Origin of the sequence: Corynebacterium zhongnanshanii (assembly GCF_014490575.1) — a bacterium.
GTDB classification, from domain to species: Bacteria; Actinomycetota; Actinomycetes; order Mycobacteriales; family Mycobacteriaceae; genus Corynebacterium; species Corynebacterium zhongnanshanii.
On record NZ_CP061033.1, the window covers coordinates 1,813,974 to 1,840,961 of the forward strand.

26 protein-coding genes are annotated in these 26,988 nt (G+C 59.2%); 5 read left to right on the forward strand and 21 right to left on the reverse strand.

Annotation, left to right across the window (positions count from 1 at the left end):
- Window positions 1-2 precede the first annotated feature (2 nt).
- Genes rplV through rpsJ form a run of 7 tightly spaced genes read right to left on the reverse strand, consistent with a single transcriptional unit; the run spans window position 3 to window position 3,500 of the window.
- Window positions 3-362: a 50S ribosomal protein L22 gene (rplV, locus tag IAU67_RS08140; protein ID WP_151842172.1), complete on the reverse strand. Its 360-nt coding sequence runs from the start codon at window positions 360-362 to the stop codon at window positions 3-5.
- A 2-nt stretch (window positions 363-364) separates the two neighbouring features.
- The gene (gene rpsS / locus IAU67_RS08145) at window positions 365-643 is read right to left on the reverse strand and encodes a 30S ribosomal protein S19 (protein ID WP_151842173.1); all 279 of its coding nucleotides are present in this window, start codon (window positions 641-643) and stop codon (window positions 365-367) included.
- 16 nt (window positions 644-659) lie between these two features.
- Window positions 660-1,502 carry a 50S ribosomal protein L2 gene (rplB, locus tag IAU67_RS08150; RefSeq protein ID WP_151842174.1) on the reverse strand — a complete coding sequence of 281 codons (843 nt, stop codon included), beginning with the start codon at window positions 1,500-1,502 and terminating at the stop codon, window positions 660-662.
- Window positions 1,503-1,538: 36 nt separating this feature from the next.
- On the reverse strand, window positions 1,539-1,841 hold the full coding sequence (rplW, locus tag IAU67_RS08155) for a 50S ribosomal protein L23 (RefSeq protein ID WP_151842175.1): 303 nt from the start codon (window positions 1,839-1,841) through the stop codon (window positions 1,539-1,541).
- The gene (rplD, locus tag IAU67_RS08160) at window positions 1,841-2,494 is read right to left on the reverse strand and encodes a 50S ribosomal protein L4 (RefSeq protein ID WP_151842176.1); all 654 of its coding nucleotides are present in this window, start codon (window positions 2,492-2,494) and stop codon (window positions 1,841-1,843) included. The genes rplW and rplD overlap by 1 nt, the downstream gene beginning before the upstream one ends.
- Window positions 2,491-3,147 carry a 50S ribosomal protein L3 gene (gene rplC / locus IAU67_RS08165; protein WP_151842177.1) on the reverse strand — a complete coding sequence of 219 codons (657 nt, stop codon included), beginning with the start codon at window positions 3,145-3,147 and terminating at the stop codon, window positions 2,491-2,493. The genes rplD and rplC overlap by 4 nt, the downstream gene beginning before the upstream one ends.
- Window positions 3,148-3,194: 47 nt before the next feature.
- Window positions 3,195-3,500 carry a 30S ribosomal protein S10 gene (gene rpsJ, locus IAU67_RS08170; RefSeq protein WP_010120790.1) on the reverse strand — a complete coding sequence of 102 codons (306 nt, stop codon included), beginning with the start codon at window positions 3,498-3,500 and terminating at the stop codon, window positions 3,195-3,197.
- Between the two features lie 600 nt (window positions 3,501-4,100).
- Between rpsJ and IAU67_RS08175 the strand changes: the two genes are divergently transcribed.
- Window positions 4,101-4,478, forward strand: coding sequence for a hypothetical protein (locus IAU67_RS08175; RefSeq protein ID WP_151842178.1), 378 nt, complete (start codon window positions 4,101-4,103; stop codon window positions 4,476-4,478).
- Here IAU67_RS08175 and IAU67_RS08180 read toward each other — a convergent pair.
- The 3 genes from IAU67_RS08180 to IAU67_RS08190 are packed head-to-tail and all read right to left on the reverse strand — an operon-like array spanning window position 4,475 to window position 7,019.
- Complete coding sequence (locus IAU67_RS08180; RefSeq protein WP_151842179.1) at window positions 4,475-5,038, reverse strand: hypothetical protein; 564 nt, start codon at window positions 5,036-5,038, stop codon at window positions 4,475-4,477. The two genes, IAU67_RS08175 and IAU67_RS08180, sit on opposite strands and share 4 nt — an antisense overlap.
- A complete protein-coding gene (locus tag IAU67_RS08185; protein WP_151842180.1) occupies window positions 5,035-6,231 on the reverse strand; it encodes a hypothetical protein in 1,197 nt (398 codons plus the stop codon). Before IAU67_RS08185 ends, IAU67_RS08180 begins: the two co-directional genes overlap by 4 nt.
- The gene (locus tag IAU67_RS08190) at window positions 6,228-7,019 is read right to left on the reverse strand and encodes an ATP-binding cassette domain-containing protein (protein ID WP_151842181.1); all 792 of its coding nucleotides are present in this window, start codon (window positions 7,017-7,019) and stop codon (window positions 6,228-6,230) included. The genes IAU67_RS08185 and IAU67_RS08190 overlap by 4 nt, the downstream gene beginning before the upstream one ends.
- A gap of 268 nt (window positions 7,020-7,287) precedes the next feature.
- On the opposite strand from IAU67_RS08190, the gene IAU67_RS08195 reads away from it, so the two are divergent.
- The 4 genes from IAU67_RS08195 to IAU67_RS08210 all read left to right on the forward strand — a co-directional run bounded on the left by IAU67_RS08195 (window position 7,288) and on the right by IAU67_RS08210 (window position 10,004).
- A complete protein-coding gene (locus tag IAU67_RS08195; protein WP_151842182.1) occupies window positions 7,288-8,031 on the forward strand; it encodes a cyclase family protein in 744 nt (247 codons plus the stop codon).
- Window positions 8,032-8,043: 12 nt separating this feature from the next.
- Window positions 8,044-8,451: a carboxymuconolactone decarboxylase family protein gene (locus IAU67_RS08200; protein WP_151842183.1), complete on the forward strand. Its 408-nt coding sequence runs from the start codon at window positions 8,044-8,046 to the stop codon at window positions 8,449-8,451.
- Window positions 8,452-8,477: 26 nt separating this feature from the next.
- Window positions 8,478-9,284, forward strand: a complete 807-nt coding sequence (locus IAU67_RS08205; RefSeq protein ID WP_151842184.1) for an SDR family NAD(P)-dependent oxidoreductase — start codon at window positions 8,478-8,480, stop codon at window positions 9,282-9,284.
- Window positions 9,285-9,404: 120 nt separating this feature from the next.
- A complete protein-coding gene (locus IAU67_RS08210) occupies window positions 9,405-10,004 on the forward strand; it encodes a hypothetical protein (protein ID WP_151842185.1) in 600 nt (199 codons plus the stop codon).
- Window positions 10,005-10,252: 248 nt separating this feature from the next.
- Here the strand turns inward: IAU67_RS08210 and tuf are convergent, their stop codons facing one another.
- From tuf to rpoB, 11 genes are all read right to left on the reverse strand, one after another.
- Complete coding sequence (gene tuf / locus IAU67_RS08215) at window positions 10,253-11,443, reverse strand: elongation factor Tu (protein WP_151842186.1); 1,191 nt, start codon at window positions 11,441-11,443, stop codon at window positions 10,253-10,255.
- Window positions 11,444-11,844: 401 nt separating this feature from the next.
- Window positions 11,845-13,959, reverse strand: a complete 2,115-nt coding sequence (fusA, locus tag IAU67_RS08220; protein ID WP_151842187.1) for an elongation factor G — start codon at window positions 13,957-13,959, stop codon at window positions 11,845-11,847.
- A 308-nt stretch (window positions 13,960-14,267) separates the two neighbouring features.
- Window positions 14,268-14,738 (reverse strand): 30S ribosomal protein S7, encoded by a 471-nt coding sequence (gene rpsG, locus IAU67_RS08225; protein ID WP_151842188.1) that lies wholly within the window; start codon window positions 14,736-14,738, stop codon window positions 14,268-14,270.
- Window positions 14,739-14,741: 3 nt separating this feature from the next.
- A complete protein-coding gene (gene rpsL / locus IAU67_RS08230; protein ID WP_112768809.1) occupies window positions 14,742-15,113 on the reverse strand; it encodes a 30S ribosomal protein S12 in 372 nt (123 codons plus the stop codon).
- 341 nt (window positions 15,114-15,454) lie between these two features.
- Window positions 15,455-15,637 carry a DUF4236 domain-containing protein gene (locus IAU67_RS08235; RefSeq protein WP_151842189.1) on the reverse strand — a complete coding sequence of 61 codons (183 nt, stop codon included), beginning with the start codon at window positions 15,635-15,637 and terminating at the stop codon, window positions 15,455-15,457.
- A gap of 60 nt (window positions 15,638-15,697) precedes the next feature.
- On the reverse strand, window positions 15,698-16,252 hold the full coding sequence (idi, locus tag IAU67_RS08240; protein WP_151842190.1) for an isopentenyl-diphosphate Delta-isomerase: 555 nt from the start codon (window positions 16,250-16,252) through the stop codon (window positions 15,698-15,700).
- On the reverse strand, window positions 16,249-17,217 hold the full coding sequence (locus IAU67_RS08245) for a phytoene/squalene synthase family protein (RefSeq protein WP_342355612.1): 969 nt from the start codon (window positions 17,215-17,217) through the stop codon (window positions 16,249-16,251). The genes idi and IAU67_RS08245 overlap by 4 nt, the downstream gene beginning before the upstream one ends.
- A gap of 56 nt (window positions 17,218-17,273) precedes the next feature.
- Window positions 17,274-17,864 carry a hypothetical protein gene (locus IAU67_RS08250; protein ID WP_151842191.1) on the reverse strand — a complete coding sequence of 197 codons (591 nt, stop codon included), beginning with the start codon at window positions 17,862-17,864 and terminating at the stop codon, window positions 17,274-17,276.
- Between the two features lie 36 nt (window positions 17,865-17,900).
- Window positions 17,901-19,034, reverse strand: coding sequence for a hypothetical protein (locus IAU67_RS08255; RefSeq protein WP_151842192.1), 1,134 nt, complete (start codon window positions 19,032-19,034; stop codon window positions 17,901-17,903).
- 194 nt (window positions 19,035-19,228) lie between these two features.
- On the reverse strand, window positions 19,229-23,197 hold the full coding sequence (locus IAU67_RS08260) for a DNA-directed RNA polymerase subunit beta' (protein ID WP_151842193.1): 3,969 nt from the start codon (window positions 23,195-23,197) through the stop codon (window positions 19,229-19,231).
- 79 nt (window positions 23,198-23,276) lie between these two features.
- Window positions 23,277-26,789, reverse strand: coding sequence for a DNA-directed RNA polymerase subunit beta (rpoB, locus tag IAU67_RS08265; protein ID WP_151842448.1), 3,513 nt, complete (start codon window positions 26,787-26,789; stop codon window positions 23,277-23,279).
- Window positions 26,790-26,988: the final 199 nt, after the last annotated feature.

A 26,988-nucleotide genomic window follows, 5' to 3' on the forward strand; every position in this document is an offset into this window, starting at 1 on the left:
ACTTAAGCACCTCCATTCTGGCTTTCAACAACCACGGTGATGTGGCTGGTGCGCTTGCGGACGTGGAATGCACGTCCCTGTGCGCGTGGACGGAAACGACGCATCGTTGGTCCCTCGTCGGCGAATGCTTCGGAGATAACCAGGGTGCGTGGGTCCAAGCCGAAGTTGTTTTCGGCGTTGGCTGCTGCGGAAGCAACGACCTTGTAGACAGGCTCGGATGCTGCCTGTGGTGCGTACTTCAGGATTGCGAGTGCGTCTTCAACGGACTTGCCGCGGATCGTGTCGATGACGCGGCGAGCCTTCATTGGGGTGACGCGGACGAAACGCGCAGTTGCGCGTGCGGAATTCACGGTGTCACTCATGTTTATCGACGGCCCTTCTTGTCGTCCTTAACGTGACCTTTGAAGGTCTTCGTTGGGGCGAACTCACCTAGCTTGTGGCCGACCATGGAGTCATCGATGAACACTGGCACGTGCTTGCGTCCATCGTGGACGGCAAAGGTGTGGCCAATGAAATCGGGCAGAATGGTCGAGCGGCGGGACCAGGTCTTGATGACCTGCTTGGTACCCTTGTCGTTCTGTGCGTCCACCTTCGCGAGGAGGTGTTCGTCGACGAATGGGCCCTTCTTGAGGCTGCGTGGCATTCTCTACTACCTCCTCTTAGCGCTTCTTGTTCTTGTTGGTGCGACGACGGCGGACGATCAGCTTGTCGCTTGGACGGTTTGGCTTGCGGGTGCGGCCCTCTGGCTGTCCCCATGGGGAGACAGGGTGACGACCACCGGAGGTCTTACCTTCACCACCACCGTGTGGGTGGTCCACAGGGTTCATGACAACACCACGCACGGTTGGGCGAACGCCCTTCCAGCGCATGCGGCCGGCCTTACCCCAGCGGATGTTGATCTGGTCCACGTTTCCGACAGTTCCGACGGTTGCGCGGCAACGAATGTCCACGCGGCGGATTTCGGAGGATGGCATACGCAGGATTGCGTACTTGCCTTCCTTACCCAGCAGCTGGATGGAGGAGCCTGCGGAGCGGGCGAGCTTTGCGCCGCCGCCTGGCTTCAGCTCCACTGCATGGATGGTGGTACCGGTGGGGATGTTGCGCAGTGGCAGGTTGTTTCCAACCTTGATGTCTGCGTTGGCGCCGGATTCCAGCAGGGCACCCTGCTGCAGGCCGCGTGGGGCGATGATGTAACGCTTCTCGCCGTCACGGTAGTGCAGCAGCGCGATGTTCGCGGTGCGGTTTGGGTCGTACTCGATGTGAGCAACCTTTGCCAGCACGCCGTCCTTGTCGCTACGACGGAAGTCGATCACGCGGTAGCGGCGCTTGTGTCCGCCACCCTTGTGGCGGGTGGTGATGTGGCCGTGTACGTTACGGCCACCGGTCTTCGACAGCGGGCGCAGCAGAGACTTCTCGGGAGTCGAACGAGTGATCTCATCAAACTCGGAGACAGAGCTCTGGCGGCGACCCGGCGTAGTCGGCTTGTACTTACGAATAGCCATACTTGTGCTTCCTCTTTACCTTTCGGCTTCTACCGCTTAAGCGGCGGAGCCACCGAAGATGTCGATCGGATCGCTGCCGGCGACCAGGGTCACCATGGCGCGCTTGGTTGCCTTGCGACGGCCGTAGCCGGTGCGGGTGCGCTTGCGCTTGCCCTCGCGGTTGAGGGTGTTGACGCTTGCTACCTTGACGCCAAAGATCTGCTCGACGGCAATCTTGATGTGAGTCTTGTTGGAGTCTGGGTGAACCAGGAACGTGTAGACGTTTTGCTCCATCAGCCCGTAGGACTTTTCAGACACAACTGGAGCGATGATGATATCGCGTGGATCTGCGACAGTCATTACTTAGCCTCCTCGGTCTTCTTGTCAGCGGCACTGATGAAGTTGTTCAGTGCTTCTACGGAGAACACTACGTCGTCTGCGTTGAGCACGTCGTAGGTGTTCAGCTGGTCGTTTACCAGGATGTGTACGCCTGGCAGGTTGCGTGCGGACTTCCACGAGGTCACGTCTTCACGGGTCAGAACGACCAGCACGGACTTGCGGTCGGTCAGACGCTCGATGAAGGAGCGTGCGGACTTGGTGGATGGGGTCTGTCCTGCAACCAGTTCCTCAACCACGTGGATGCGGTTGTGGCGCGCACGGTCGGTGAGGGCTCCGCGCAGGGCGGCTGCCTTCATCTTCTTTGGGGTGCGCTGGGAGTAGTCGCGTGGCTGTGGGCCGTGTACGGTGCCACCACCGGTGAAGTGTGGTGCGCGGATGGAGCCCTGGCGTGCGCGACCGGTTCCCTTCTGGCGGAATGGCTTACGGCCACCGCCGGATACCATGCCACGGGTCTTGGTTGCGTGGGTGCCCTGGCGCTTTGCTGCCAGCTGAGCGGTGACGACCTGGTGCATCAGAGCAACGCTAGCCTCGGCATCGAAGATGGAGGCTGGCAGCTCGATGGTGCCATTGGTCTTGCCGTCAGCGGTGTGGACATCAAGCTTTAGATTGCTCATGCGTGTGCACCGCCCTTCACTGCGGTCTTGACAACGACGAGTCCGCCGTTGACGCCTGGTACTGCGCCCTTGATGAGCAGCAGGTTGGACTCTGCGTCGACCTTTGCGACCTTCAGGTTCTGCAGGGTAACGCGGTCGTTACCCATGCGGCCTGCCATGCGCTTGCCCTTGAACACGCGGCCTGGGGTGGCTGCCTGTCCAATACCACCGACGCGGCGGTGCGCTGCCTGGTTACCGTGTGCAGCACCTTGGCCTGCGAAGCCGTGGCGCTTCATGGCACCTGCGTAGCCCTTACCCTTGGTGGTTCCGGTTACGTCGACGAACTTGACGTCGTTGAAAATTTCAACGGTAATGTCCTGGCCAACCTCGTAGGCGGAAGCGTCCTCTACGCGGATCTCCCGTACGTGGCGGCGAGGGGTTACGCCGGCCTTCTTGAAGTGACCCGTGCCTGGCTTGTTTACCTTGCGTGGGTCGATCTCGCCGAAGGCGATCTGGATGGCTTCGTAGCCATCAGTTTCTTGGGTGCGTACCTGGGTTACGACACAAGGCCCAGCTTCTACGACGGTGACCGGCACAACGCGGTTGTCCTCGTCGAAGATCTGGGTCATGCCGAGCTTTGTGCCCAGGATGCCCTTGATCTCAATATCACTCATATTTCTTCTCCGCTGCCTTCAGTATTCAGACTGTGTGTGGTTGCTGCTTACTGAATGTTGACGTCGACGCTGGCCGGCAGGTCGATGCGCATCAGGGCATCGACCGTCTTCGGGGTTGGATCCAGGATGTCGATCAGACGCTTGTGGGTACGCATCTCAAAGTGCTCACGCGAGTCCTTGTACTTGTGCGGAGAGCGGATGACGCAGTACACGTTCTTTTCAGTTGGCAGTGGCACTGGGCCAACAACACGGGCGCCGGTACGGGTGACCGTTTCGACGATCTTCTTGGCAGAAGCGTCGATTGCCTCGTGGTCGTAGGCCTTGAGCCTAATGCGGATCTTTTGTCCCGCCACGCTTGTCCTCTTCCTCAGCGTGCCTGCTCGCTTGCGCGTGTGCAGGCTGTTACGCCTCTTACTCTTTTGTCTTAACGCTGTCCGGCCGTGGGTGGCCTGGTCCAGTCGCCAGTTCGCTTGGTGTTTACATTTACTTATCTGTGCCTTCTTCGCGGTCCAGGATAAATGTCATGCACACACCAGAACTCCCCCATAGTGTGGAGGCGTTTCTTCGCTTGGAAGTGACCGCTGCTGAAAATTTATTCAGTGCGGGCTTCGCTTACTGCCGCTGTTCATTTACCATGTCCCACTCCGGCACCCGCGGTCGGGCGTGTCTTGCCGTCTCCGCTGAAAGTACCGCACAGCAAAGCTACCCTTGCGGGTCTTTACTGACGATGGATCATGCTCACTTCACCAGCGGTACCTTCTTGTCTGCGACCGTGCGGTCTGTGACTCATGCACCGTGTTAAAGCAACGTCCGTTATATAACCACAGGGTGGGGCGTGTATGCAAATCATGTGTGCACAATCACGTTGGGGCTGTCTCAAGACTGTCTCGTGACTGCTGTGTGGCCGTCGCCGGGTTCGCCCGCTGCTGTCGTTCTTTCTCTACAGTGGGCTCATGGAGAATTACAAAACCGATCCTGCCTATATCAAGGAGAGGCGGCGGATCATCCGTCAATATCATCCCGACGCCGGCGGTAGCGACGAAAAGCTCATTTCCGAACTGCAGAAGCTTGATGAGCGCTATACCCGAGCGTTTCCTGCTGCCCGGGTGTTTGATTCTTTGAGTTTTTTGCCGGATGATGCCCGGGAGAAGGCGGAGGCGGCGTATCGTTCCGCGGAGCGCTGGGCCGCGTCTGCCGCCCAGCGCGTGGAGGAACGTGTACGGCCCTCGTCCAGGGAGAGCCTCAAGGATTCGAGCAATGATTCTGTATTGGAGGATCTGGCACGCAAAGCCGCCCGCTCGATGAACAACGTCCGTAAGTTTTTCAGTTAGCGGGCGATCTTTATCCTGCGGCGCGCCATCGCGAACGTAACAAGCGCCAGGAGGAAAAGCACTCCGATGATGCGACTATCTGGCGCCCAGAACAGGGGAATGCGCTCGTGGTTGGAAACCAGCGCCACAGCCATCGTCTGAATAACAATAAGGACAATGACTGCGGGGTACGCGATCTCCGGCCCCAGGGGCAGGCTTAGGCTAAAGAAAAGTACCAGGTACAGCAGCGTATTTTGAAGCAGCCCGGCGCTCCCAGTCAGCGCCAGAATCACGGGCGCGCTGAGAAGCGCCATCTGTCCGAGGCTGTCTGCCCACCACCAGGAACGGGCTCCAGATTCCTCGCGATGGGACAACTCCCCCGTCAGTAGTGTGATGTGCGCTGCGAGAAGTGCGACGGCCAGCAGATGGTTTACGGATAGATCCAGCGATCCCTCGGAGAGCCATGGCAGCGGAATGCTGGTGCTTCCCGTGATGATGGAGATGACGATCGCCAGCACCAGCAGGCCGAACGCTCGACCGCCCCTATGCCCCACGGCATACAGTGTGATGTACTGTCTCACGCCGAGCACCCGAGCTTTCCGCTGATGAGTTCCTTGAGGCCTTCCCACGCCTGGGGATTGGCACTGTCACTATAGGAGAGGAAGCGGCCATCAGGTCCGGTAGCAAGCCGGATGAGGTCGGGAGTGTCCACAAGCACGTCAGCCTCCTCAGCCATGCTCAGACGACGGCCGCTATCATCCGTCCAGCAGGACTCTGCTGCCTGCAGTTCTTGCGCACGTTGGAGGAGTTGAATAATGAGTTGTTGTTCAACCCCGGTGACATCTGAAGCCTGAGACATACGTAATTCGTTGGGGCTGAGAGGTTCGGCGTCGATTATGGGGATATTGTGAGGAACGCCTAATTGGTCGGCCGCCTGTCGATTTAATTCGGCGATGGAACGGTCCGTTTCGGGCCACATACAGAGTCGGTCGTCGCAGATGCGTTCAGAGACTGGGCGCGGTTGAGAATTATGGAAGTTACCAGGCCCACCCAGCGCGTAACCTAGGGTTAAACCTCCGGCAGTGAGAATCGCAGCAACACCGATCCCGCCAATGCGGAGTGGACGTGGTGCCAGCCGGACATGAATCAGGAGTACACAGACCACGACCAGCGAAGTCAAAGTCACGGCTGAAGACCTTAGTGTGACCGCATCAATCATGGATTCCACGCCGCAGCAACCGCCCAATGGTTGGCCAAACATCTGTCTCCACGCAGGATCAGGAATGGCCTGCGGATACGTACTCAGCACCCATGGGATAAATACCGCAATAGGCAAAGACAGAACGGGCGATACATATACTCCAAGGGCAGCGCCAAATAGCACCCACAGGCTGGCTAAAAGCACAGCTAGTGCACTACCGGCCCAGCCTTGGGAGACCGAAAATCCTCCGTAATAAGCCATGACGAGGACAACAGAGAATAAAGCAACACCAGCCGATACGCTAAGGCGGCGGAGGATAATTCGCCACAACTCACTCGTCCGACCGCGTAATGCCAATAGTTCACGAAAGCGGGAAATATCCCAGGCCGCGAACCCTGCTAGCGCCGGGCCTAACGAGAAAAAGTAGCCAAGGCCACGGGAAATGCCGTCATATCCGTTGGAAATTTCGGGGAAATTTGCGTGCACAATGTAGTAACCGAGCACAGCGGCCACCACCATAATCACTGGCCCTAACCACCATCGAAACGCTGTCCAATTTTTCAGCGCGTTCATCGGACCGTCGCCTGAGCTAGGGCCACAACGGCTGGATCGCCATCGGCAGTTGCGCCGCTGCCAAGGGCACGAAAGCCGTCTATCGTACCGTCGTAGCGCACCGTCCCTTCGTGCAGCACAATGACGCGAGTGAACGGATCAGCCACCTCGTGCGGCTGGTGGGTTGAGACCCACACGCCAGTGTGAGCAGCGACGATACTGTTGTATAGGTCCTGGAGTTCACGCTTAGCCAAGGGGTCCAGTGATGCACTCGGCTCATCAAGCAGCAAGAGTTGAGCACCGCTGTTCAGCGCTGTGGCCAATTGCACCTTTGCTTGCTGACCACCGCTCAGTTGCGCACAACTCCGGTTCGCCAGGCCACCAAGGCCCACGAAATCTAGCCACTGATCAGCATTCTTCGTGGCCATTGCCCTCTTTTGCCCGTCAAGCCAGGCCACATAAGAGACGTGCTCGCGCACCGTGAATCCGCGGATTGGGGTGAAGAATTGAGGAACATAGCTGACAGCCGGAAGGCCGGATCGGTCGAGTCCACGCACACGAAGCTGGCCGGCAAGAATCCTCATCAAGGTGGTTTTTCCTGCGCCGTTAGCGCCGAGGAGCAGGGTCGGCTCCCCAGTGATTGATAGGTCCTCTGCTGCGACGACCCCAGCCCCTCCTGGGTGGTGAAAAGAGAATGAGAGGCTCGTGGGGCGGACCCGGGGCTGTTGCGGTGGAGATACGTGCGATGAGGTTGGTTGGGGTGATTGGGGTGGTTGAGCTGGGAAGTGCTCTGGTATGTGATTAGCCATGATTCCTTCTCATGTGACCAGGAACTGACCCAAGCTTGACCGTTTGGGTAAGGTTTACCTTAGCTTATGGGAAATGGCAGGCTCAATACCTTGTCTGACCCCATCCCGCCGCGGGGGTAGCACCCGAACACCCCTTTCCAGACCTTGATTCCCCTTCGCAACCAAAAACTCCGTGGCATACCCCAATACCGCAGGACGAACCCTAAACTATGGCTCGTAGGCACATTGCCCCAATCACCCACATCACCATCTCACTCAGGAGCACCCCATGACTCAGCACGAACTCTGGGACATTGCAGCACGCTTGCATTCCTCTGACTTCCGTTTCGTCGACCTCACACACACCTTCTTCCCCGGCCAGCCGAAGTTCGCGATGCTGCCGGATCAGGAAACCACCCGCATTTTCACTGTCGACGAGCAAGGTTTCACCGTGGACCGGTATTCCCTTGTTGGCCAGTGGGGAACTCACGTTGATCCACCGATTCACTTTGTGAATAACGCTCGCACCCTCGACGAGCTGAGCGTGGAGGACATGATCTTGCCGCTTGTTGTTCTCAATCTTGTGGACGCCGTTCAAGATAATCCGAATTACGCCGTCTCTACGCAGGATATTGAACGCTGGGAGGCTGAGCACGGCCCCATTCCTGCCGGCTCTTTTGTAGCTTTGCGTACCGATTGGCATAAGCGGTGGGATACAGACGATCTGTACGGCAAGGATCAGGACGGGCACAATAATTGCCCGGGCTGGTCGCTGGAGGCGTTAGAGGCGCTCCATCAGCGTGGGGTGACCGCCATTGGGCATGAAACCACGGACACCGACCCCGGCTCATCCATCGATCAGGGAAACTTCGAGCGCGAGCTGTATTGGTTGAAGATGGATCATTGGCAAATCGAATTGATGGCTCATCTGGATGATCTTCCAGAAGCTGGCGCGTTGATTGTTGCTACCTGGGCGAAACCGAAGGATGGCACGGGTTTCCCTGCGCGCGTTTTCGCCGTTGTCCCCCGTTAAAGGAGCGTGCACATGGAACAATTATCTCCCCTGATGCCCGTCTTGAAGGACGACGAGCTGTCCGAACGCGCACAGAAAGTGTTCGAGGATATTCGCACTACTCGTTCCACACACTATGTAAATAACGTCTGGCGAGTACTGGCGAATAATGACACACTGCTCGAGGAAACCTGGGCGGATGTGAAATCCGTCTTGAGTCCTGACGGCGAATTGGACGTACTCACGAAACAATTGATTTACATTGCTGTGTCTGTGGCCAATGGGTGCACGTATTGCGTGCGGAGTCACACGGCGGCTGCTCGTCAGTTAGGCTTAACGGATGCTCAATTAGCTGAGCTTCATCGCGTGATTGGCGTTGCCAGCAAAACCAATAGCCTGATGGTGGGCTTGCAGGTTCCCGTCGATGACGCATTGGCCTGACTCAACGACAAACTCGAAAGGAAAACATGGATTTAGGATTACGCGGACGTTCCGCCATTGTCACCGGCGGATCGAAGGGGCTGGGTTTCGCCACTGCCGCCGCTTTAGTCACCGAGGGTGCGAATGTTGCGATATGCTCCCGTACCGAATCTGAGATAAACGACGCCGTCAACAGCCTCCGTGAAACAGCGCACTCCACTTTTCCCGAAGTTCCCCCGCGGGTCGTCGGTTATACGGCGGATGTACGCGATGGGCAAGCTGTGCGCGAGTTCGTTAGCGCCGCTGCACAGGATCTCGGCGCAGTGGATATCCTGGTGAACAACGCCGGTGGAGCTCACCCTGGTTCCCCCTCAACGATCACCGATGAGGCTTTTGAGGCGGATTTTAATATTAAGGTTCTTTCGTGGCAAAGGCTCATTAAGGAAGCACTTCCCTACCTACGGAAATCGGATCAGCCTCGCATTATCAATATCGGTTCGGTGTACGGACGCGTGCCGGATCCTGGATTCTTTTCCACTTCAGTGTTCCGAGCAGCTGATGAGAATCTCACCAAGACATGGGCCGCGCATCTGGCATCAGAGGGCATCCTGGTAAATCTTGTGAATATCGGCGTGATTGAAACTCCTCAGTGGGAGAATATCCGATCCAAGCGAGCACCTGAGCTCAGCATGGAGGAGTTTTTCAGCAAGACGGTGTCCGAGGACATTCCCCTGCGGCGTATTGGCGATGCTCAGGAGCTAGGGGACGTGGTCACCTTTCTTGCGTCAGCCCGATCCAGCTATATCACCGGAGCATCCATTGATGTGGCCGGCGGTATGGGTTTGCGGTTCTAATAGTTTTATAAGGGTAGCAAGCTTCCTGCATTGTCGTTACAGTGGGAGACGTACATCACATTCTTGAGATCTCCTCCAACGGACATCTCAAGAATTCGCCCCACCTACAGAGGAGACACCATGAGACCCTGGAAGAAACTGACCGCCACAACCAGTTGCCTGCTGTTGACTGCCACGCTCGTCACGCCAGGCATTGCCACCGCAGCCGACACCGCTGCAGACACCAACTCCACCACTGCCGCGACCACAAGTCCCGAAACCACAGCGGATCAGCAAGCTCTGGTCGATGAGCTCGAACAAGGTTTTGAGACACTGTTCAGCGAAGTTGTGATCGAAGACGAGTTCGGCAATTGGCATGCTGACCCTGCAGCCGCGGCCCGGCATGGAATCTCAACAGACGACGCACAGACCCTCGCGGACTTCATGAACGCGCCTGTGCCTGGCGACACATCCTTCAGAGGCTGGGCAAGCTATGGTGAATGCATTGCCACAGGTGTTTTAGGCAGTCCTATTTCAACATCTGACGCAATCGAGATTGCACACCTAGTACAAGGCAAACAATTTAGAAAAGCTGCCGAAAAAATACTCGGTATGGCTGCGCTTTCCGGAGCCAGTGCCGCGTTAACTTATGGATTTTCAGCCCTCGGAGGTCCTGCGGGTTTGGCGGCGTCAATCGCCATACTGGCTGGAAAATGTGCACTCAACGAGAAACTGCCCTGATCATCCGAAAATAGGAAACACAGCCTTGTTATTCGGAAATGCTGTCTACTTCGCCTAATATCTGGTGTTTCCAGTGTTCTACATCAACCGTCGGCATTGGGAGAAGCACCACCGCGAGGAAGACCAGAACCAGCCATAGAAAGCAAAAAGAAACCCGCCAGCCATCCTCTTTAAAGGAATAGCCGGCGGGCTTCACTGTGGTCGGGCTATACGCTAGCCCTCAGGACCGAACAGCAAGTAATGGTTGATTACTTGTTGATCTTGGTCACGCGGCCTGCACCAACGGTGCGGCCACCCTCGCGGATAGCGAAGCGAAGACCCTCGTCCATAGCGACTGGCTGGATCAGGGTGACAGACATCTCAACGTTGTCGCCTGGCATAACCATGTCGGTGCCCTCTGGCAGCTTCACAACACCGGTAACGTCGGTGGTGCGGAAGTAGAACTGTGGGCGGTAGTTGTCGAAGAATGGGGTGTGGCGGCCACCCTCGTCCTTGGACAGGATGTAGACGGAGCCCTCGAACTCGGTGTGAGGGGTGTAAGCGTCTGGCTTAGCAACGATCTGGCCACGCTCAACGTCCTCGCGCTTCAGACCACGCAGCAGCAGTGCAGCATTGTCGCCGGCCTCTGCGGTGTCCAGCAGCTTGTTGAACATCTCGATGGAGGTGACGGTGGTCTTGGTGGACTTCTCGCGGATACCCAGGATCTCAACCTCTTCGTTGAGGTTCAGAACGCCACGCTCAACACGGCCGGTAACAACGGTACCGCGGCCGGTGATGGTGAAGATGTCCTCGATTGGCATCAGGAATGGCTTGTCGGTCTCGCGCTCTGGGTCTGGGATGGAGTCATCGCAAGCCTGCATGAGCTCGACAACCTTCTCGGTCCACTCAGCGTCGCCCTCGAGAGCCTTCAGAGCGGAGATGTGCACAACTGGGCACTCTTCGTCGTAGTCCTGCTCAGCCAGCAGCTCACGAACTTCCATCTCGACGAGCTCGAGGAGCTCTTCGTCGTCAACCATGTCGCACTTGTTCAGTGCAACCAGGATGTAAGGAACGCCAACCTGGCGAGCCAGCAGCACGTGCTCACGGGTCTGTGGCATTGGGCCATCGGTTGCAGCGACAACCAGGATAGCGCCGTCCATCTGAGCAGCACCGGTGATCATGTTCTTGATGTAGTCAGCGTGACCTGGAGCGTCAACGTGTGCGTAGTGGCGCTTCTCAGTCTCGTACTCCACGTGGGAGATGTTGATCGTGATGCCGCGCTCCTTCTCTTCCGGTGCCTTGTCGATGGCATCGAAAGCGAAAGACTTGTTGGCCTCTGGGAACTTGTCAGCCAGAACCTTGGTGATCGCAGCGGTGGTGGTGGTCTTGCCGTGGTCGACGTGACCAATGGTGCCGATGTTAACGTGCGGCTTGGAACGCTCGAACTTAGCCTTCGCCACTTTGTGTCCTCCTGGACTTCTCGGTGGCTACGACTCTCGCAGCCACATGTGTTTCCTTAATTCGCCGTACCTGCTCCCGGTGAGGAGCTTCCCCGGCTTGCTTTGTTAGTGCCGTTGTAACAATCGGGTTGTGAAGACGGCATGTACCTTGTCCAGGTTACACGCTCTTCCGTGCCGATGGGTAACGGCCAGCACACCGCATCCTACGGCATTTACACCCTAGAGACAATTTAGGGCTCTCACACCTCCCCCGGCTTTACTAGCTCATGGGGAAGGAGTGCTGAAGGATGTGACGTGCAGGCCCCTACCCTGGAGACTGTCAGCGCTTCCGGTGGGCACGTGCACCGCACGTGCCCACCCGGCGCCGAAGCTTCTAGGTAGTGTCCTGTGGGGTCAGAAGTTTAGGACTGACCGCCGGTGCGCTCAGCGATGATGTCCGCTGCCACGTTGGATGGAACCTCTGCGTAGGAGTCGAACACCATGGAGAAGTTCGCACGTCCCGCGGTGGAGGAACGCAGGTCACCGATGTAGCCGAACATCTGGGACAGTGGAACCTTCGCGCGAACAACCTTCGCGCCGGAGCGGTCCTCCATGGCGTACACCTGGCCACGGCGAGCGCTGATGTCACCGTTAACGGTACCCATGTACTCCTCAGGGGTCACAACCTCAACGTTCATCATTGGCTCCAGCAGCACTGGCTTTGCCTTGGCAACTGCTTCCTTCAGGGCCTGGGAACCGGCCAGCTTGAAGGCCATTTCGGAGGAGTCAACCTCGTGGTAGGCGCCGTCTTCCAGGGTGGCCTTGATGTTCACCAGCGGGAAGCCAGCCAGGTAGCCGTACTGCATGGCGTCCTGGATACCAGCGTCAACGGATGGGATGTACTCCTTAGGAACGCGACCACCGGTGACGGCGTTTGCGAACTCGTAGGTCTCCTCGGATCCCTCTTCTGGCTCGTATGGCTCGATGGAGATGATCACGCGAGCGAACTGACCGGAACCACCGGTCTGCTTCTTGTGCGTGTACTCCAGCTTCTCGACTGGCTTGCGGATGGTCTCGCGGTAGGCAACCTGTGGGGCACCCACGTTTGCTTCCACCTTGAACTCGCGCTTCATGCGGTCCACCAGCACGTCCAGGTGAAGCTCACCCATACCGCCGATCACGGTCTGGCCGGTCTCTTCGTCCAGCTTCACAGTGAAGGTTGGGTCCTCTTCGGCCAGCTTCTGGATAGCGGTACCCAGCTTCTCCTGGTCGGACTTGGTCTTAGGCTCGATGGCCACCTCAATCACTGGGTCTGGGAAGTCCATGGACTCCAGGATGATTGGGTTGGAGGCGTCACACAGGGTGTCACCGGTCGTGGTTTCCTTAAGACCGATGAAGGCGTAGATGTGGCCTGCGGAGGCCTTGTCTACTGGCTGCTCCTTGTTGGAGTGCATCTGGAACAGCTTACCCACGCGCTCCTTCTTACCCTTGGTGGAGTTGGTGACCTGAGCACCAGTCTCCACGGAGCCGGAGTACACGCGAACGTAGGTGAGCTTACCGAAGAATGGGTGCACGGCGACCTTGAAGGCCAGTGCGGAGAATGGCTCATCCTTGGAAGGCTTGCGGATGAGCTCCTTCTCGGTGTCGTTAACTTCGGTGCCCTTGATGGAACCAACGTCCATTGGGTTAGGCAGGAACTCCACCACTGCGTCCAGCATGGGCTGGATGCCCTTGTTCTTGTAGGCAGAACCACAGTAGACCGGGTAGACCTCGGAGTTCACGGTCAGCTTACGGATCTGAGCCTTCAGCTCGTCGATGGTGATCTCTTCACCGGAGAAGTAGCGCTCCATCAACTCTTCGTCGGACTCAGCAACGGTCTCGATGAGCTTCTCGCGGTACTCCTCAGCCTTCTCCTGCAGGTCTGCTGGGATGTCCTGAACGGATGCTTCGGTACCGATGGGGGTAACGCCCTCCCAGACCAGAGCCTTCATCTCCAGCAGGTCGACCACGCCGTCGAAGTCGTCCTCAGCGCCGATAGGCAGCTGCATCACCAGTGGCTTGGCGCCCAGGCGCTCAACGATGGTGTCCACGGTGAAGAAGAAGTCAGCGCCCAGCTTGTCCATCTTGTTGACGAAGCAGATACGTGGGACGTCGTACTTGGAAGCCTGGCGCCACACCTGCTCGGACTGTGGCTCCACGCCCTCCTTGGCGTCGAATACGGCGACAGCGCCATCCAGGACACGCAGGGAGCGCTCCACCTCGACGGTGAAGTCAACGTGACCAGGGGTGTCGATGATGTTGATCTGGTTGTCTTTCCAGAAACAGGTGGTAGCTGCGGAGGTAATGGTGATACCGCGCTCCTTCTCCTGTTCCATCCAGTCCATGGTGGATGCACCGTCGTGGGTTTCGCCCACCTTACGGTTGATACCGGTGTAGAAAAGGATGCGCTCGGTGGTGGTGGTCTTACCAGCATCGATGTGCGCCATAATGCCGATGTTACGGACCCTCTTCAGGTCAGTCAGCGCTTCAAGTGCCACAGGGATTCCCCGCTCGTTTCATTGTTGAGCGACACTTTCGCACGGCGCCTGCGTGGAGGCTGCGTGGTGAGTTGTGCCGCAGGATGTTTACGTACTCGATCTATTTTGCCACGTGTGGTGCGTTTTCGCTTGTTCAACGACGCCACGTGGTTTCATGCTGTCTACGTAGCCGTGGGAAGTGATCGATTCTTCCCACCGGGCTGCGGTGCGCGCCGTCGCGCGACTCGCTGGGCGTGGTCATGCCTCGCAGCGCGTCAGTGCGCGGCAGCCACGCAGTCACACGCAGCGCGCAACAGCGGCGCGTGCGACTACCAGCGGTAGTGTGCGAATGCGCGGTTGGCTTCTGCCATCTTGTGAGTGTCCTCACGGCGCTTCACAGATGCACCCAAGCCGTTGGATGCGTCCAGGATTTCGTTGGCGAGACGCTCGGTCATGGTGTTCTCGCGACGCTGGCGGGTGAAGGTCACCAACCAACGCAGTGCCAGGGTGGTGGAGCGGCCTGGGCGAACCTCAACAGGAACCTGGTAGGTTGCGCCACCCACGCGGCGGGAGCGAACCTCGAGGGCTGGCTTGACGTTGTCCAGAGCCTTCTTCAGGGTGAGCACTGGGTCGGTGCCGGTCTTCTCACGGCAGGTCTCCAGGGCACCGTAGACGATGCGCTCTGCGGTGGACTTCTTGCCGTCCAGCAGGACCTTGTTCACCAGCTGGGAGACGATAACGTCGCCGTATACTGGGTCCTTGGGCAATGGGCGTGATGGTGCAGGACCTTTACGTGGCATGTCTTACTTCTCCTTCTTTGCGCCGTAGCGGGAGCGAGCCTGCTTGCGGTCCTTAACACCCTGGGTGTCCAGGGAACCGCGGATGATCTTGTAGCGAACACCTGGGAGGTCCTTCACACGTCCACCGCGGACGAGGACCATGGAGTGCTCCTGCAGGTTGTGGCCCTCACCTGGGATGTATGCGGATACCTCGATGCCGGAGGTCAGGCGCACACGGGCGACCTTACGCAGTGCGGAGTTAGGCTTCTTTGGAGTGGTGGTGTACACGCGGGTGCACACGCCACGGCGCTGAGGGGAGCCCTTCAGCGCAGCGGTCTTGACCTTGGCGGTCTTGTCGTGACGGCCCTTGCGGACCAGCTGCTGAATAGTTGGCATGTACCGACTTTCTTCTTTGTGGCTTGTCGTTTCCCATTCACCGTTGACGGCCAGTGAGGATATCCTCTGTAAACGTGCGTAAGCCCGTCAGCCGCTTTCGCTGGCCTACGGGGTAAAAATCCTGCGCGTTTTCAGATGCGGTGACCCATGGCCACACGGGATTGTTCTTCGCTGGCTGCGACATTCAATCCGCCGGATGATCCTCTTGTTTAGGGACTAAAGAAGCAGTTTACTAGAGCGCGGCGGTTTCACCAAACCTGCTGCGATCCTCCCGCGCTCCTGCAGCAACCTCACCGTGCGCGATCCCCCTATCCCCCATGAAACCGACGCCCAGCGCCGCGCTACTTCCACTGCTTCCGGAAGCTCAACCCGGGAATGCCGGTGCGGGAGCTGGTGCTGATCTTGCCGCGCGCATTGCGGGTGATGCGGAATGGCCCCACGCCCACTGACGAGCTCACGCCAGACTTGCTGGCGGTGAAGCGGAAGGGACCGATTTTCTTTGTTTTACGATATCCAAAACCCATGGGCGCTAGTGTAGCAAGCCGCCCGCACACTGGGGGCTGTCGTTGTCTAGCCGTCGTTGCCTAGCCGCGTTCCAGTCGCGCCCGCAGCTCCTGGTGCGCCAGCTGCTCGCCCATCCACGGGCTGAACGCCCGCGGCATCGCATCCACCGCCCGCAGCACGGACGCCGCCTCCACCCACTGAAAGTCGCACACCTCGTCCGGGTTTGGCTGACACTCGCTCGCAGCCCTGGCCACGTACACAGGGCACTTCTCCCATTCCACGATCCCGCTGGCGTCCACGGCGCGATAGGAAAAGCCGCCCAGCACCAGCTCCGGTGGTTCTATGTCCATGCCGAGTTCGTGGCGCGCCCGGCGTCGGATAGCATCGGCGAAGCTCTCCCCCGGCGCCGGATGACCACAGACGGAATTGGTCCACACGCCCGGCCACGCCACCTTAGTCAGGGCGCGGCGGGTGATCAGCACCTGCCCGGCCTGGTTCACCAGGTAGCAGGAAAAGGCCAGGTGGTAGTGGGTGTCATGGGTGTGGACGGTGGCCTTGGGGTGGGTGCCGATGGGGTGGCCGTCGGAGCTAAGCAGCACCACCAGCTCGTCGGTACTGGCGTGGGGGTGAGTCATGGTGTCCTCCTGTGTGGCCGCCATCGGCGCAGTGTGGTGGCGGTGGCGCGCAGCGCGATGCCGGCTTTGCGCGGGGTGGAGACGGACACGCGCGTGTGCGGCAGGGCGGCGGCGGGGGTGGCGTTGATGTCCTCCAGCAGGGTGGCAAAGAGGTCCGTGGCCGCGCGCACTGCCATCTGCGGGCGCAGCGGGAGAAGATCTATTGCCTCCGACGCCAAGCGCACCTCCCCCCGGATCTCTTCAACGATGTGGGTTTTCGTGGCGTCGGTGAGGGTGTGCCCGTTGTGTGCGGTGGTCTCGGTGCTCTGCGCGGCGGCGGGGAAATAGAGGCGGCCCAGGTGCGCGTAATCGTCGCCGAGGTCCCGTAAGAAGTTGATCTTCTGGAAGGCCGAGCCCAACGCCTGCGCGCCGGCGCGCAACTGCCGAAGCTCTGCTGGGCAGCGATGTTGTCCGCGCAGGAAGATCGCCAGGCACATCAGCCCGATGACTTCTGCGGAGCCATAGATATAGCTCTGGAGGCTTTCCGGGGAGTGCTCCGTGGTGCGGATGTCCATTCGCATGCTGGCGAAGAAGGCCTGCATGTGCTCGGGCTCGAGGTGGCAGCGGCGGGCGGTGTCCGCATAGGCGTGCAGCACCGGGTCGGTGTGGAAGGGGTGTGCGGGAGCGTCCATGACTTGCTGTTCGTAGGCGTCCAGCAGCGCTGCCTTCTGGGTCTGTGCTTGCTCCGAGGTGCCGGTGGCGGCGGCCCCATCGACGATCTCATCGGCGATGCGGACCACCGCGTAGAGGTTGCGGATGTCCTGGCGGGTCTGTGCATCCAGCAGGCGGGTCGCAAGGCTGAAGCTGGTGGAATAGGCGGCGATGACCTGCGCTGCCGAGCGGGTGGCCATCGCGGTGTAGAGCCGGCCGGCCGGGGGTTGTTGGTGCGTCCGCACGTTCACCTCCACCTCCAGTTGTGTTCCCACGCGGTTGACAGGTGGGCTTCACGGCAGCTTACTACATTGGTCGCACTGGGCGGGTGTTAGGCGATGTACACGTTCGCGTTGTTACCGCCCGTGCAGTGGACGTAGCTGCCCTTATCCTGGCAGTTCATGGTGTACGTGGTGTACATGACCGGACTGTACACATCGATGGTCAGGTTGTAGTTGTCCTTCTTCTCTGACCACTTCTTCACGTATTCGTTGCGCACGGCCTGGGCAAAGGGAACCGATGTGGGGCCGGACTTCCACACGGAGTTCAGGTTGCCTACCGGCTCGTTATTACGGGCGGCATCGTTGACTGCCACCACACCGGCTGGGAGCTCGGACTTAGTGGGGCGACCCTTGTCCTTCTCCTTCGGCTCCTCGGAAGCGTCGCTCGAGGAAGCACCGTCCGCCTTCTCGGAGAAGGTGCCTGCCTGTAGGGACTCCTCGTCCTGGCCGGTGAACAGCAGCAGGCCACCCACCGCCAGCAGCGCTACGGCCAGCACCGCTGCGATGGTGGCGAGGATCGTGACGATCCGCTGATCCTTCTGCGCAGGCTGATTCTGCGGGGAGGGCTGGCCCTGCTGATACGGGCCCTGGTATTGCCAGTTCGCGGGTTGCTGATGGGGTGGGTTCTGATTCTCTGTCATGGTTCGCTCGTCCGTCGGTGGGGTTGCATGGTCATCCTAGAAGGTTAGATCACTTCGGGGCTCCTTTAAAGGCAGACCAGCGTCACTTGCCCACGTTGTTTTATCAGGGTTTAACTGAGTGGTCACATGCTTACCCGCTTTACTTGGGCTCTCTTTGTAGAGGAATATCATCTTTGTAACACCCGTTTTAATATCTTTAGGACCCCAGGAGTATGCATTTATTTCCGTTGGCGAATCCAAGATCAAAACAACATACGTACGATTGGCATCTGACTTTCCGTTTGGAAATCCGTCCAATCCTTGGAGGTCCACTATTTCCTGGGCAGTTAGCTCACGAATTGTTCCGGTTACTTCATTGTTCGGATTTGACGGTGGACCCCAACCGTTGGATTGTTCTTGAGCGGGCTGGGCCTGCGGCACAGGCTGGCCGTCACCGGACGGCGCACCGGAGCCACCACCGCGCAGAGCGTCCAACGCGGAGCGATCCCCGGCGGAAATCCAGTTAATCTGCTCCTCGCGGCCTGCCAGATCCCCAGGGGTCTGGTCGATGCGGTAGTTCCAACTCTCTCCACTCGGAACCAGGCTGTTGCCCTGGCCGGAATACGGAGTAGAGGTGGTGTCCCCGGACATGCCTTCGGTCTCGGTGTAGATCACTCCACTGCCGCTACTCTCGACAGACAGGGCCGCGCGGCGCCGTCCGCTCGGACCACTTCCCAACCAGAAGGTGGGATCGTACTGCACGATAGCGTCCTTGGAATCATTCGCACCCACCACACGCACCACGGACTGGCTGTCCTTCAGCAGCAGCTCCGGCTGGCCATCACCGTTCACGTCGTGCAGCGCGTACTGCAACTCCCCGGTGCCCATTCCCCCGTACTCGCCCATGTCCGCGTTAGAGAAGTCCACCTGGGAGGGGTTATCCAACACACCGGCGTACAGATCAGCCAGCTTGGATCCGGAATCCTCGGTGGGCTGGTCCTCGGACCCAGCCTCGGGAGCAGGGCCACCCTCCTCCGGCTGTGGATCGTTGCCTGCAGGCTGCGCAGCCTGCGTGTCAGCGTTCTTCGAGCCGGAGTCGCGCGTCGCGAGCGCCGTCCCGCCCATCGCCAGGAGCACAACCTCCACGGCGATCACCGCGGATAACACTATTTTCTTAGTCAGTAGGGTCACAGCAGAGACTCTCTTTTTCCGTACACTCATCCACAACGTCAGTGAGTAATCTCCGGTCAGTCTAATACTCCGCCTCCCCCCCCCCCCCCGCAAATACACGAGCACGCCGTCCCACATGTCAGTGGGACGGCGTGCTCGTGTATGAAGTCACACTACCGGGAGAAAGCTAAGCCTTTCTCACGGCAGCGGACCCCTTAGAGTTGCAGGTCATCCAGCGGAACTGCAGCTCCGGTGAAGTCACCGTAGGCGTCATCACCATAGAAGCCATCACCGAAGGACGATGGCAGCGAGTACGCTGCAGCGCGCGCCTCCTCGGTAGGCTCCACCGTGATGTTGCGGTAACGCGCGATACCCGTACCAGCCGGGATCAGCTTACCGATGATCACGTTCTCCTTCAGACCGATCAGCTTATCGGAGCGCTTGTTGATCGCAGCATCCGTCAGGACACGAGTGGTCTCCTGGAAGGACGCAGCAGACAGCCAGGACTCCGTAGCCAGGGAGGCCTTCGTGATACCCATGATCTCCGCACGGACCTCCACCGGACGTCCACCGGACTTCACAGCTTCCTTGGACGCAGCCACAGCATCAGCGTGCTCCACCAACGAACCAGGCAGGAACTCCGTAGAACCGGAATCAATCACCGTCACGCGGCGCAGCATCTGGCGCACAATGATCTCAATGTGCTTATCGTGGATAGCCACACCCTGATCGCGGTACACCTTCTGCACCTCGTTAATCAGGTGCTGCTGCACACCACGGCGGCCCATCACACGAAGAACCTCATGCGGATCCGCAGAGCCCTTCAGCAACTGCTGACCCATCTTGACGCTATCGCCATCGCGGATCGGACGCTCCACACCACCGTTGGCCAGCGTAGCCAAGCCCTGGCGCTTCGACAGCTTCTCGTACACAACCTCTTCGGAACCATCATCAGGGACGATGGTCAAGGTGAAGAAGTTATCGTCGTCCTCAATCTTCACGCGGCCATCCACGGAGGCAATCGGGGACTTCGCCTTCGGCACACGAGCCTCAAACAGCTCCTGCACACGAGGCAGACCACCCGTAATGTCGCCACCAACACCACCCTGGTGGAACGTACGCATCGTCAGCTGAGTACCGGGCTCACCAATGGACTGCGCGGCCACAATACCCACAGCCTCACCGATGTCCACCTTCTTGCCCGTCGCCATGGACTTGCCGTAGCACGTCGAGCACACGCCCGTCGCGGTAGCACAGGTCAACACGGAACGAACCTTGACGGTCTCAACCCCCGCGGCGATAAAGGCGTCGATATCAGAATCATTAATCACCTCACCGGCAGCAAGCAGCACGTCGCCCTGAGCGTTCGTGGCGTCGGCGGCCAGGTAACGGCCAGCCACAGACGTCTCCACGAAGTCCGCGCGAGTGAACTGACCCGTGGGGTTGCCCTCAGCATCCAGCACAGCATCGGCCACGTTCATGACCACGCCCTGCTTGGTGCCACAATCGTCCTCGCGGATGATGACGTCCTGCGCCACATCCACCAGACGGCGAGTCAGGTAACCCGAGTCCGCGGTACGCAGAGCTGTATCCGCCAGACCCTTACGGGAACCGTGCGAGTTGTTGAAGTACTCCAGCACCGACAGGCCCTCACGGAAGGAGGTCTTAATCGGACGGGTGATGTAGTCACCCAGGGAGTTCGTGACCATACCCTTCATGCCTGCCAGGGTCCAAATCTGACGCATGTTACCGGCAGCACCGGACTTCACGATCATCGGAATTGGGTTGTCATCCGGGTACAGGTCCTCCACAGACTGACCCACGAAGTCCGTAGCTTCCTTCCACAGGTCCACCAGGGACTGGTAGCGCTCGGACTCGTTGATCTTTCCTCGCGCCATCTTCCTCTCAATCACACGAGCCTTGGCCTCGTAGGAGTCCAGGATCTCACGCTTGTTCGGAAGAACCAGCACGTCATGCATGGTGATAGTCACACCGGAACGAGTAGCCCAGTAGAAACCAGCATCCTTCAACTTGTCCACGGTCTGTGCCACGGTAATCATCGGGTACTTCGCAGCCAAGTCGTTAATGATGGCAGCCTGAGGCTTCTTCGCCATCACACCCTCAACATACGGGTAGTTCCACGGCAGCAGCTCGTTGAACAGCACGCGACCCAAGGTGGTCTCCGCCAACCAGGTCTGGCCACGCTGCCAGCCATCGGGGAACAGCTCAGCCTCGATGTCCGCAGGCGGACGCAGGTGGCTGATGCGCACCTTGATGGGAGCCTGCAGGCCCAGCACACCACGGTCGAACGCCATGATGGCCTCAGCCAGGGAGGAGTACACGCCCTGAGCAGGAGCATCCTCCGTGGCAGGGGTGTACGCACCCTGACCACCGAACTCCTCGCGGCCCTTCGGCATCGTCAGGAAGTACAGGCCCGTCACCATGTCCAGACGCGGCATAGCCAGAGGCTTACCGGACGCAGGAGACAAAATGTTGTTGGAGGCCAGCATCAGGATACGAGCCTCGGCTTGCGCCTCAGCACTCAGTGGCAAGTGCACAGCCATCTGGTCACCATCGAAGTCGGCGTTGAAGGCCTCACAGGCCAGAGGGTGCAGCTGGATAGCCTTACCCTCCACCAGGACAGGCTCGAAGGCCTGAATACCCAGACGGTGCAGCGTTGGTGCACGGTTCAACATCACAGGGTGCTCGGCGATGGCCTCTTCCAGCACATCCCACACCTCGGAACGCTGACGCTCCACCATGCGCTTAGCGGACTTGATGTTCTGCGCGTAGCTCTTCTCCACCAGACGCTTCATCACGAATGGCTTGAACAGCTCCAGGGCCATCAGCTTCGGCAGACCACACTGGTGCAGCTTCAGCTGAGGACCCACGATAATCACGGAACGACCGGAGTAGTCCACGCGCTTACCCAGCAGGTTCTGGCGGAAGCGGCCCTGCTTACCCTTCAACAGGTCAGACAGAGACTTCAGCGGACGGTTACCTGGGCCGGTGACTGGACGGCCGCGTCGGCCATTGTCGAACAGGGCGTCCACGGACTCCTGAAGCATGCGCTTCTCGTTGTTCACGATGATCTCAGGCGCACCCAGATCCAGCATGCGCTTCAGGCGATTGTTGCGGTTAATCACGCGGCGGTACAGATCGTTCAGGTCGGACGTGGCGAAGCGGCCACCGTCCAGCTGAACCATCGGACGCAGCTCTGGTGGGATCACAGGGATGCAATCCAGCACCATGCCCGCAGGGTCGTTACCGGAACGCAGGAAGGCGGCAACCACCTTCAGGCGCTTCAGAGCACGCAGCTTCTTCTGGCCCTTGCCATCGCGGATGACCTCACGCAGGGACTCGGCCTCGGCCTCCAAGTCGAAGCCGCGGATCAGGGTCTGGATAGCCTCCGCACCCATGCCGCCGGTGAAGTAATCCTCATAGCGGTCCTGCAGCTCGGTGTAGATGTTCTCATCCACAATCATCTGCTTCGGAGCCAGCTTCACGAACGTGTTCCAGATCTCGTCCAAACGGTCGATCTCACGCTCCGCACGCTCACGGATGTGGCGCATCTCGCGGTCAGCCGCGGACTGCACCTTCTTCTTCGCGTCAGCCTTGGCACCATTGGCCTCCAGCTGAGCCAGATCCTCCTCCAGAGTCTGAGCACGCTCAGCCAGCTCGGCATCGCGGTCAGCCTCCACTTCCTTCTTCTCCAGAAGCATCTCTGCCTCCAAGGTGGTCAGGTCGTTGTGGCGACCCTCCTCATCCACAGAGGTGATGATGTTGGCAGCGAAGTAGATGATCTTCTCCAGGTCCTTCGGAGCCAAGTCCAGCAGGTAACCCAGGCGGGAAGGAACACCCTTGAAGTACCAAATGTGAGTCACAGGTGCAGCCAGCTCAATGTGGCCCATGCGCTCACGGCGCACCTTGGACTTGGTGACCTCTACACCACAGCGCTCACAGATGATGCCCTTGTAGCGGACACGCTTGTACTTACCACAAGCACACTCCCAGTCGCGGGTAGGTCCGAAAATACGCTCGCAGAACAGACCGTCCTTCTCAGGCTTGAGAGTACGGTAGTTAATGGTCTCAGGCTTCTTAACCTCACCACGGGACCAACGACGAATATCGTCAGCAGTAGCGAGTCCGATGCGAAGCTCATCGAAGAAGTTAACGTCCAGCACGTGAACTTCCTTTCCCCTCCTCTTCGGAGGGCCTTGAAAATGTAACGAAGGTCAAATTCTAAAAGCTTGTAGCGGCGCTCTAGCCGACCTCTAAGTCAGCATCCGGACGCTCATCACGCGACAAGTTGATGCCCAGGGCAGCGTTAGCGCTGTCCAGCTCATCGTCGTCGTCGGAAGACAGCTCCATCGGAGTACCATCCGCGGCCAGAACCTCAACGTTCAGGCACAGGGACTGCAGCTCCTTCAACAGCACCTTGAAGGACTCAGGGATACCAGGATCAGGGATGTTCTCACCCTTCACAATGGCTTCATAGACCTTCACACGGCCCACCACGTCATCGGACTTGATGGTCAGAAGCTCCTGCAGCGTGTAGGCGGCACCATACGCCTGCATAGCCCACACCTCCATCTCACCGAAGCGCTGACCACCGAACTGAGCCTTACCACCCAGAGGCTGCTGGGTAATCATGGAGTAAGGACCCGTGGAACGAGCGTGAATCTTCTCATCCACCAAGTGGTGCAGCTTCAGGATGTACATGTAGCCCACAGCCACCGGGTATGGGAACGGCTCGCCGGAACGGCCGTCAATCAGCTGGGCCTTACCGAAATCATCCACCAGGCGAATGCCATCACGGTTCGGCAGGGAGGAACGCAGCAGACCGGACAGCTCCGCGTTCGACGCACCGTCGAACACAGGGGTAGCCGTCAGGGAATCTGCAGGAACGTCGTACAGGTGCTCCGGCAGGGTCTCCAGCATCGCCTGGATCTTTGGATCCTGGGACTCCGTATCAACCTTCCAGCCGGCCTTCGCCAACCAGCCCAAGTGCACTTCCAGCACCTGGCCGATGTTCATACGGCGAGGCACACCGTGGGTGTTCAGGATGATGTCCACCGGAGTACCGTCCGGCAGGAATGGCATGTCCTCAGCAGGCAGAATCTTGCCCACCACACCCTTGTTACCGTGGCGACCGGCCAGCTTATCGCCGTCCTGGATCTTGCGCTTCTGGGCCACGTACACGCGAACCATCTCGTTCACGCCGGCTGCCAGATCGTCGTCGTCCTCACGGGAGAACACGCGCACGCCGATGACCTTACCGGTCTCACCGTGCGGTACCTTCATGGAAGTATCGCGTACCTCGCGGGCCTTCTCCCCGAAGATGGCGCGCAGCAGGCGCTCCTCAGGGGTCAGCTCCGTCTCACCCTTCGGGGTGACCTTACCAACCAGGATGTCACCATCGCGAACATCCGCACCGATGCGGACAATACCGCGTTCATCCAGGTCCTTCAGAACGTCCTCACCCACGTTAGGAATGTCGCGGGTGATCTCCTCCGGTCCCAGCTTGGTGTCACGAGCATCAATCTCGTGCTCCTCGATGTGGATGGACGTCAGAACGTCCTCCTCCACCATGCGCTGGTTCAGGATGATCGCGTCCTCGTAGTTGTGGCCTTCCCACGGCATGAAGGCAACCAGCAGGTTCTTACCCAGTGCCATCTCACCGTTGTCCGTGCCCGGGCCGTCAGCCAGAACCTGGCCGGCCTCCACGCGGTCACCCTCGTCAACCAGAGGCTTCTGGTTGTAGCTGGTGCCCTGGTTCGTACGCTCGAACTTGCGCAGCATGAACGTGTCACGCACACCATCGTCATCCATGACGGTGATGTAATCAGCGGACACGTACTCCACCACACCGGCCTTCGGAGCGATGATCATGTCACCGGCATCGTAGGCCGCACGCAACTCCATACCGGTACCCACGTACGGAGCCTCGGAGCGCATCAGTGGCACAGCCTGACGCTGCATGTTCGCTCCCATCAACGCACGGTTGGCGTCGTCATGTTCCAGGAACGGAATCATCGCAGTCGCCACGGAAACCATCTGACGCGGCGACACGTCCATGTAATCAACCTGATCTGCCGGAACGACCTCCACGTCGCCGCCGCGCAGACGGACCTCAATACGGTCTTCGGTGAACTTGTGATCCGCGTCGAACGGAGTATTCGCCTGGGCAATGACGTGGCGATCCTCCTCATCCGCGGTGAAGTACTCCACCTCGTCGGTGATCTTGCCATCCACCACGCGACGGTACGGCGTCTCGATGAAGCCGAAGCTATTCACGCGAGCGTAGGAAGACAGGGAACCGATCAGACCAATGTTCGGACCCTCAGGAGTCTCAATCGGGCACATGCGGCCGTAGTGAGATGGGTGAACGTCACGGACCTCCAGGCCAGCGCGCTCACGGGACAGACCACCCGGGCCCAGTGCGGACAGGCGGCGCTTGTGCGTCAGGCCAGACAGGGAGTTGTTCTGGTCCATGAACTGGGACAGCTGCGAGGTACCGAAGAACTCACGGATCGCGGCGGACACAGGGCGCACGTTAATCAGGGACGTTGGAGTGATGGACTCCGCGTCCTGCGTGGTCATGCGCTCGCGCACCACGCGCTCCATGCGGGACAGACCCACACGCACCTGGTTCTGAATCAGCTCACCCACGGTGCGCAGGCGGCGGTTACCGAAGTGGTCGATGTCATCCACGCCGATAGGGATCTCCACGCCCTCTGGGGAGGTCATGGTCTTCTCACCCGCGTGCAGGCGCACCAGGTACTCGATGGTGGTGAGGATGTCCTCTTCCGTGAGGGTCATGTTGCCCTCGTGGTCGCCACCCAGACCCAGCTTGCGGTTGACCTTGTAACGACCCACCTTCGCCAGGTCGTAGCGCTTGTCCTTGAAGAAGGAGTTCTCCAGCAAAGCCTGTGCGGAGTCGCGCGTGGGGGACTCGCCTGGGCGCTGCTTGCGGTAGATCTCCAGCAGTGCCTCGTCGGTGTTGGCCACACCGTCCTTTTCCAGGGTGGACATCATGATCTCGGAGAAGCCGAAGCGGTCCGTGATCTCCTGGGTGCTGAGGCCCAGGGCCTTCAGCAGAACAGTCACGGGCTGGCGACGCTTGCGGTCGATGCGCACGCCGACGGTATCGCGCTTGTCCACGTCGAACTCCAGCCATGCACCACGGGAAGGGATCACCTTCACGGCGTGCAGGGGACGCTCCGTGGTCGCGTCGATGGACGCGTCAAAGTACACGCCGGGGGAACGCACCAGCTGGGACACAACAACACGCTCGGTGCCGTTGATGATGAAGGTGCCGTTTTCCGTCATGATCGGGAAATCGCCGATGAACACGGTCTGGGACTTAATTTCACCAGACATCGCGTTGGTAAACTCCGCGGTCACGTACAGTGGTGCCGCGTAGTTAATGTCCTTTTCCTTCGCTTCGTCGATGGTGGACTTTGCCTCATCGAAGCGTGGTTCGGAGAGGGTCAGGGACATGTTCTCCGAATAATCTTCAATCGGGGAAAGCTCTTCGAGGATGTCCTCGAGTCCGCTGGTGATGCGAACGCCCTCCCCTGCCTCGGCTTGTGCACGGGCACGCCACTCAGGGGTGCCAACGAGCCAAGCGAAGGACTCTCGTTGGAGGTCAAGAAGGCCTGGAACCTCGATGGGAGAATCAATCTTCGCGAACGAGTGTCGCTGAGATGCTCCAGGGATTCCGGCCACTGAACTTGTCTGGCGGGAGACTGCCAAGATGGGTCCTTCCAGCACCACGTCACAAGGGTCCGCATGGTGGAGCAGCGCTACCCCTGATCGGGTGTGTGTACTGAGTAGTGATGGTCATTTAGTTGGAATAAACCGACAGGACACACCGCAGCGATGGAATGACTAAACGACCTTGTCAAATCGCGTAGTGTGCATTCTGACAAAGCCTTAAAGTGGTGATATGTGCACCATAGTGCCTGATCGC

Coding starts and splice junctions, on each gene's coding strand:
- IAU67_RS08190 (WP_151842181.1), bottom strand. CDS start 7,019: ATGGCTAATCACATACCAGAGCACTTCCCAGCTCAACCACCCCAATCA.
- rpsS (WP_151842173.1), bottom strand. CDS start 643: ATGCCACGCAGCCTCAAGAAGGGCCCATTCGTCGACGAACACCTCCTC.
- IAU67_RS08195 (WP_151842182.1), top strand. CDS start 7,288: ATGACTCAGCACGAACTCTGGGACATTGCAGCACGCTTGCATTCCTCT.
- IAU67_RS08200 (WP_151842183.1), top strand. CDS start 8,044: ATGGAACAATTATCTCCCCTGATGCCCGTCTTGAAGGACGACGAGCTG.
- idi (WP_151842190.1), bottom strand. CDS start 16,252: ATGACTCACCCCCACGCCAGTACCGACGAGCTGGTGGTGCTGCTTAGC.
- IAU67_RS08235 (WP_151842189.1), bottom strand. CDS start 15,637: ATGGGTTTTGGATATCGTAAAACAAAGAAAATCGGTCCCTTCCGCTTC.
- IAU67_RS08185 (WP_151842180.1), bottom strand. CDS start 6,231: ATGAACGCGCTGAAAAATTGGACAGCGTTTCGATGGTGGTTAGGGCCA.
- rpsL (WP_112768809.1), bottom strand. CDS start 15,113: ATGCCAACTATTCAGCAGCTGGTCCGCAAGGGCCGTCACGACAAGACC.
- rplV (WP_151842172.1), bottom strand. CDS start 362: ATGAGTGACACCGTGAATTCCGCACGCGCAACTGCGCGTTTCGTCCGC.
- rplB (WP_151842174.1), bottom strand. CDS start 1,502: ATGGCTATTCGTAAGTACAAGCCGACTACGCCGGGTCGCCGCCAGAGC.
- rplC (WP_151842177.1), bottom strand. CDS start 3,147: ATGAGTGATATTGAGATCAAGGGCATCCTGGGCACAAAGCTCGGCATG.
- IAU67_RS08250 (WP_151842191.1), bottom strand. CDS start 17,864: ATGACAGAGAATCAGAACCCACCCCATCAGCAACCCGCGAACTGGCAA.
- IAU67_RS08210 (WP_151842185.1), top strand. CDS start 9,405: ATGAGACCCTGGAAGAAACTGACCGCCACAACCAGTTGCCTGCTGTTG.
- rplW (WP_151842175.1), bottom strand. CDS start 1,841: ATGACTGTCGCAGATCCACGCGATATCATCATCGCTCCAGTTGTGTCT.
- rpsG (WP_151842188.1), bottom strand. CDS start 14,738: ATGCCACGTAAAGGTCCTGCACCATCACGCCCATTGCCCAAGGACCCA.
- IAU67_RS08205 (WP_151842184.1), top strand. CDS start 8,478: ATGGATTTAGGATTACGCGGACGTTCCGCCATTGTCACCGGCGGATCG.
- rplD (WP_151842176.1), bottom strand. CDS start 2,494: ATGAGCAATCTAAAGCTTGATGTCCACACCGCTGACGGCAAGACCAAT.
- IAU67_RS08175 (WP_151842178.1), top strand. CDS start 4,101: ATGGAGAATTACAAAACCGATCCTGCCTATATCAAGGAGAGGCGGCGG.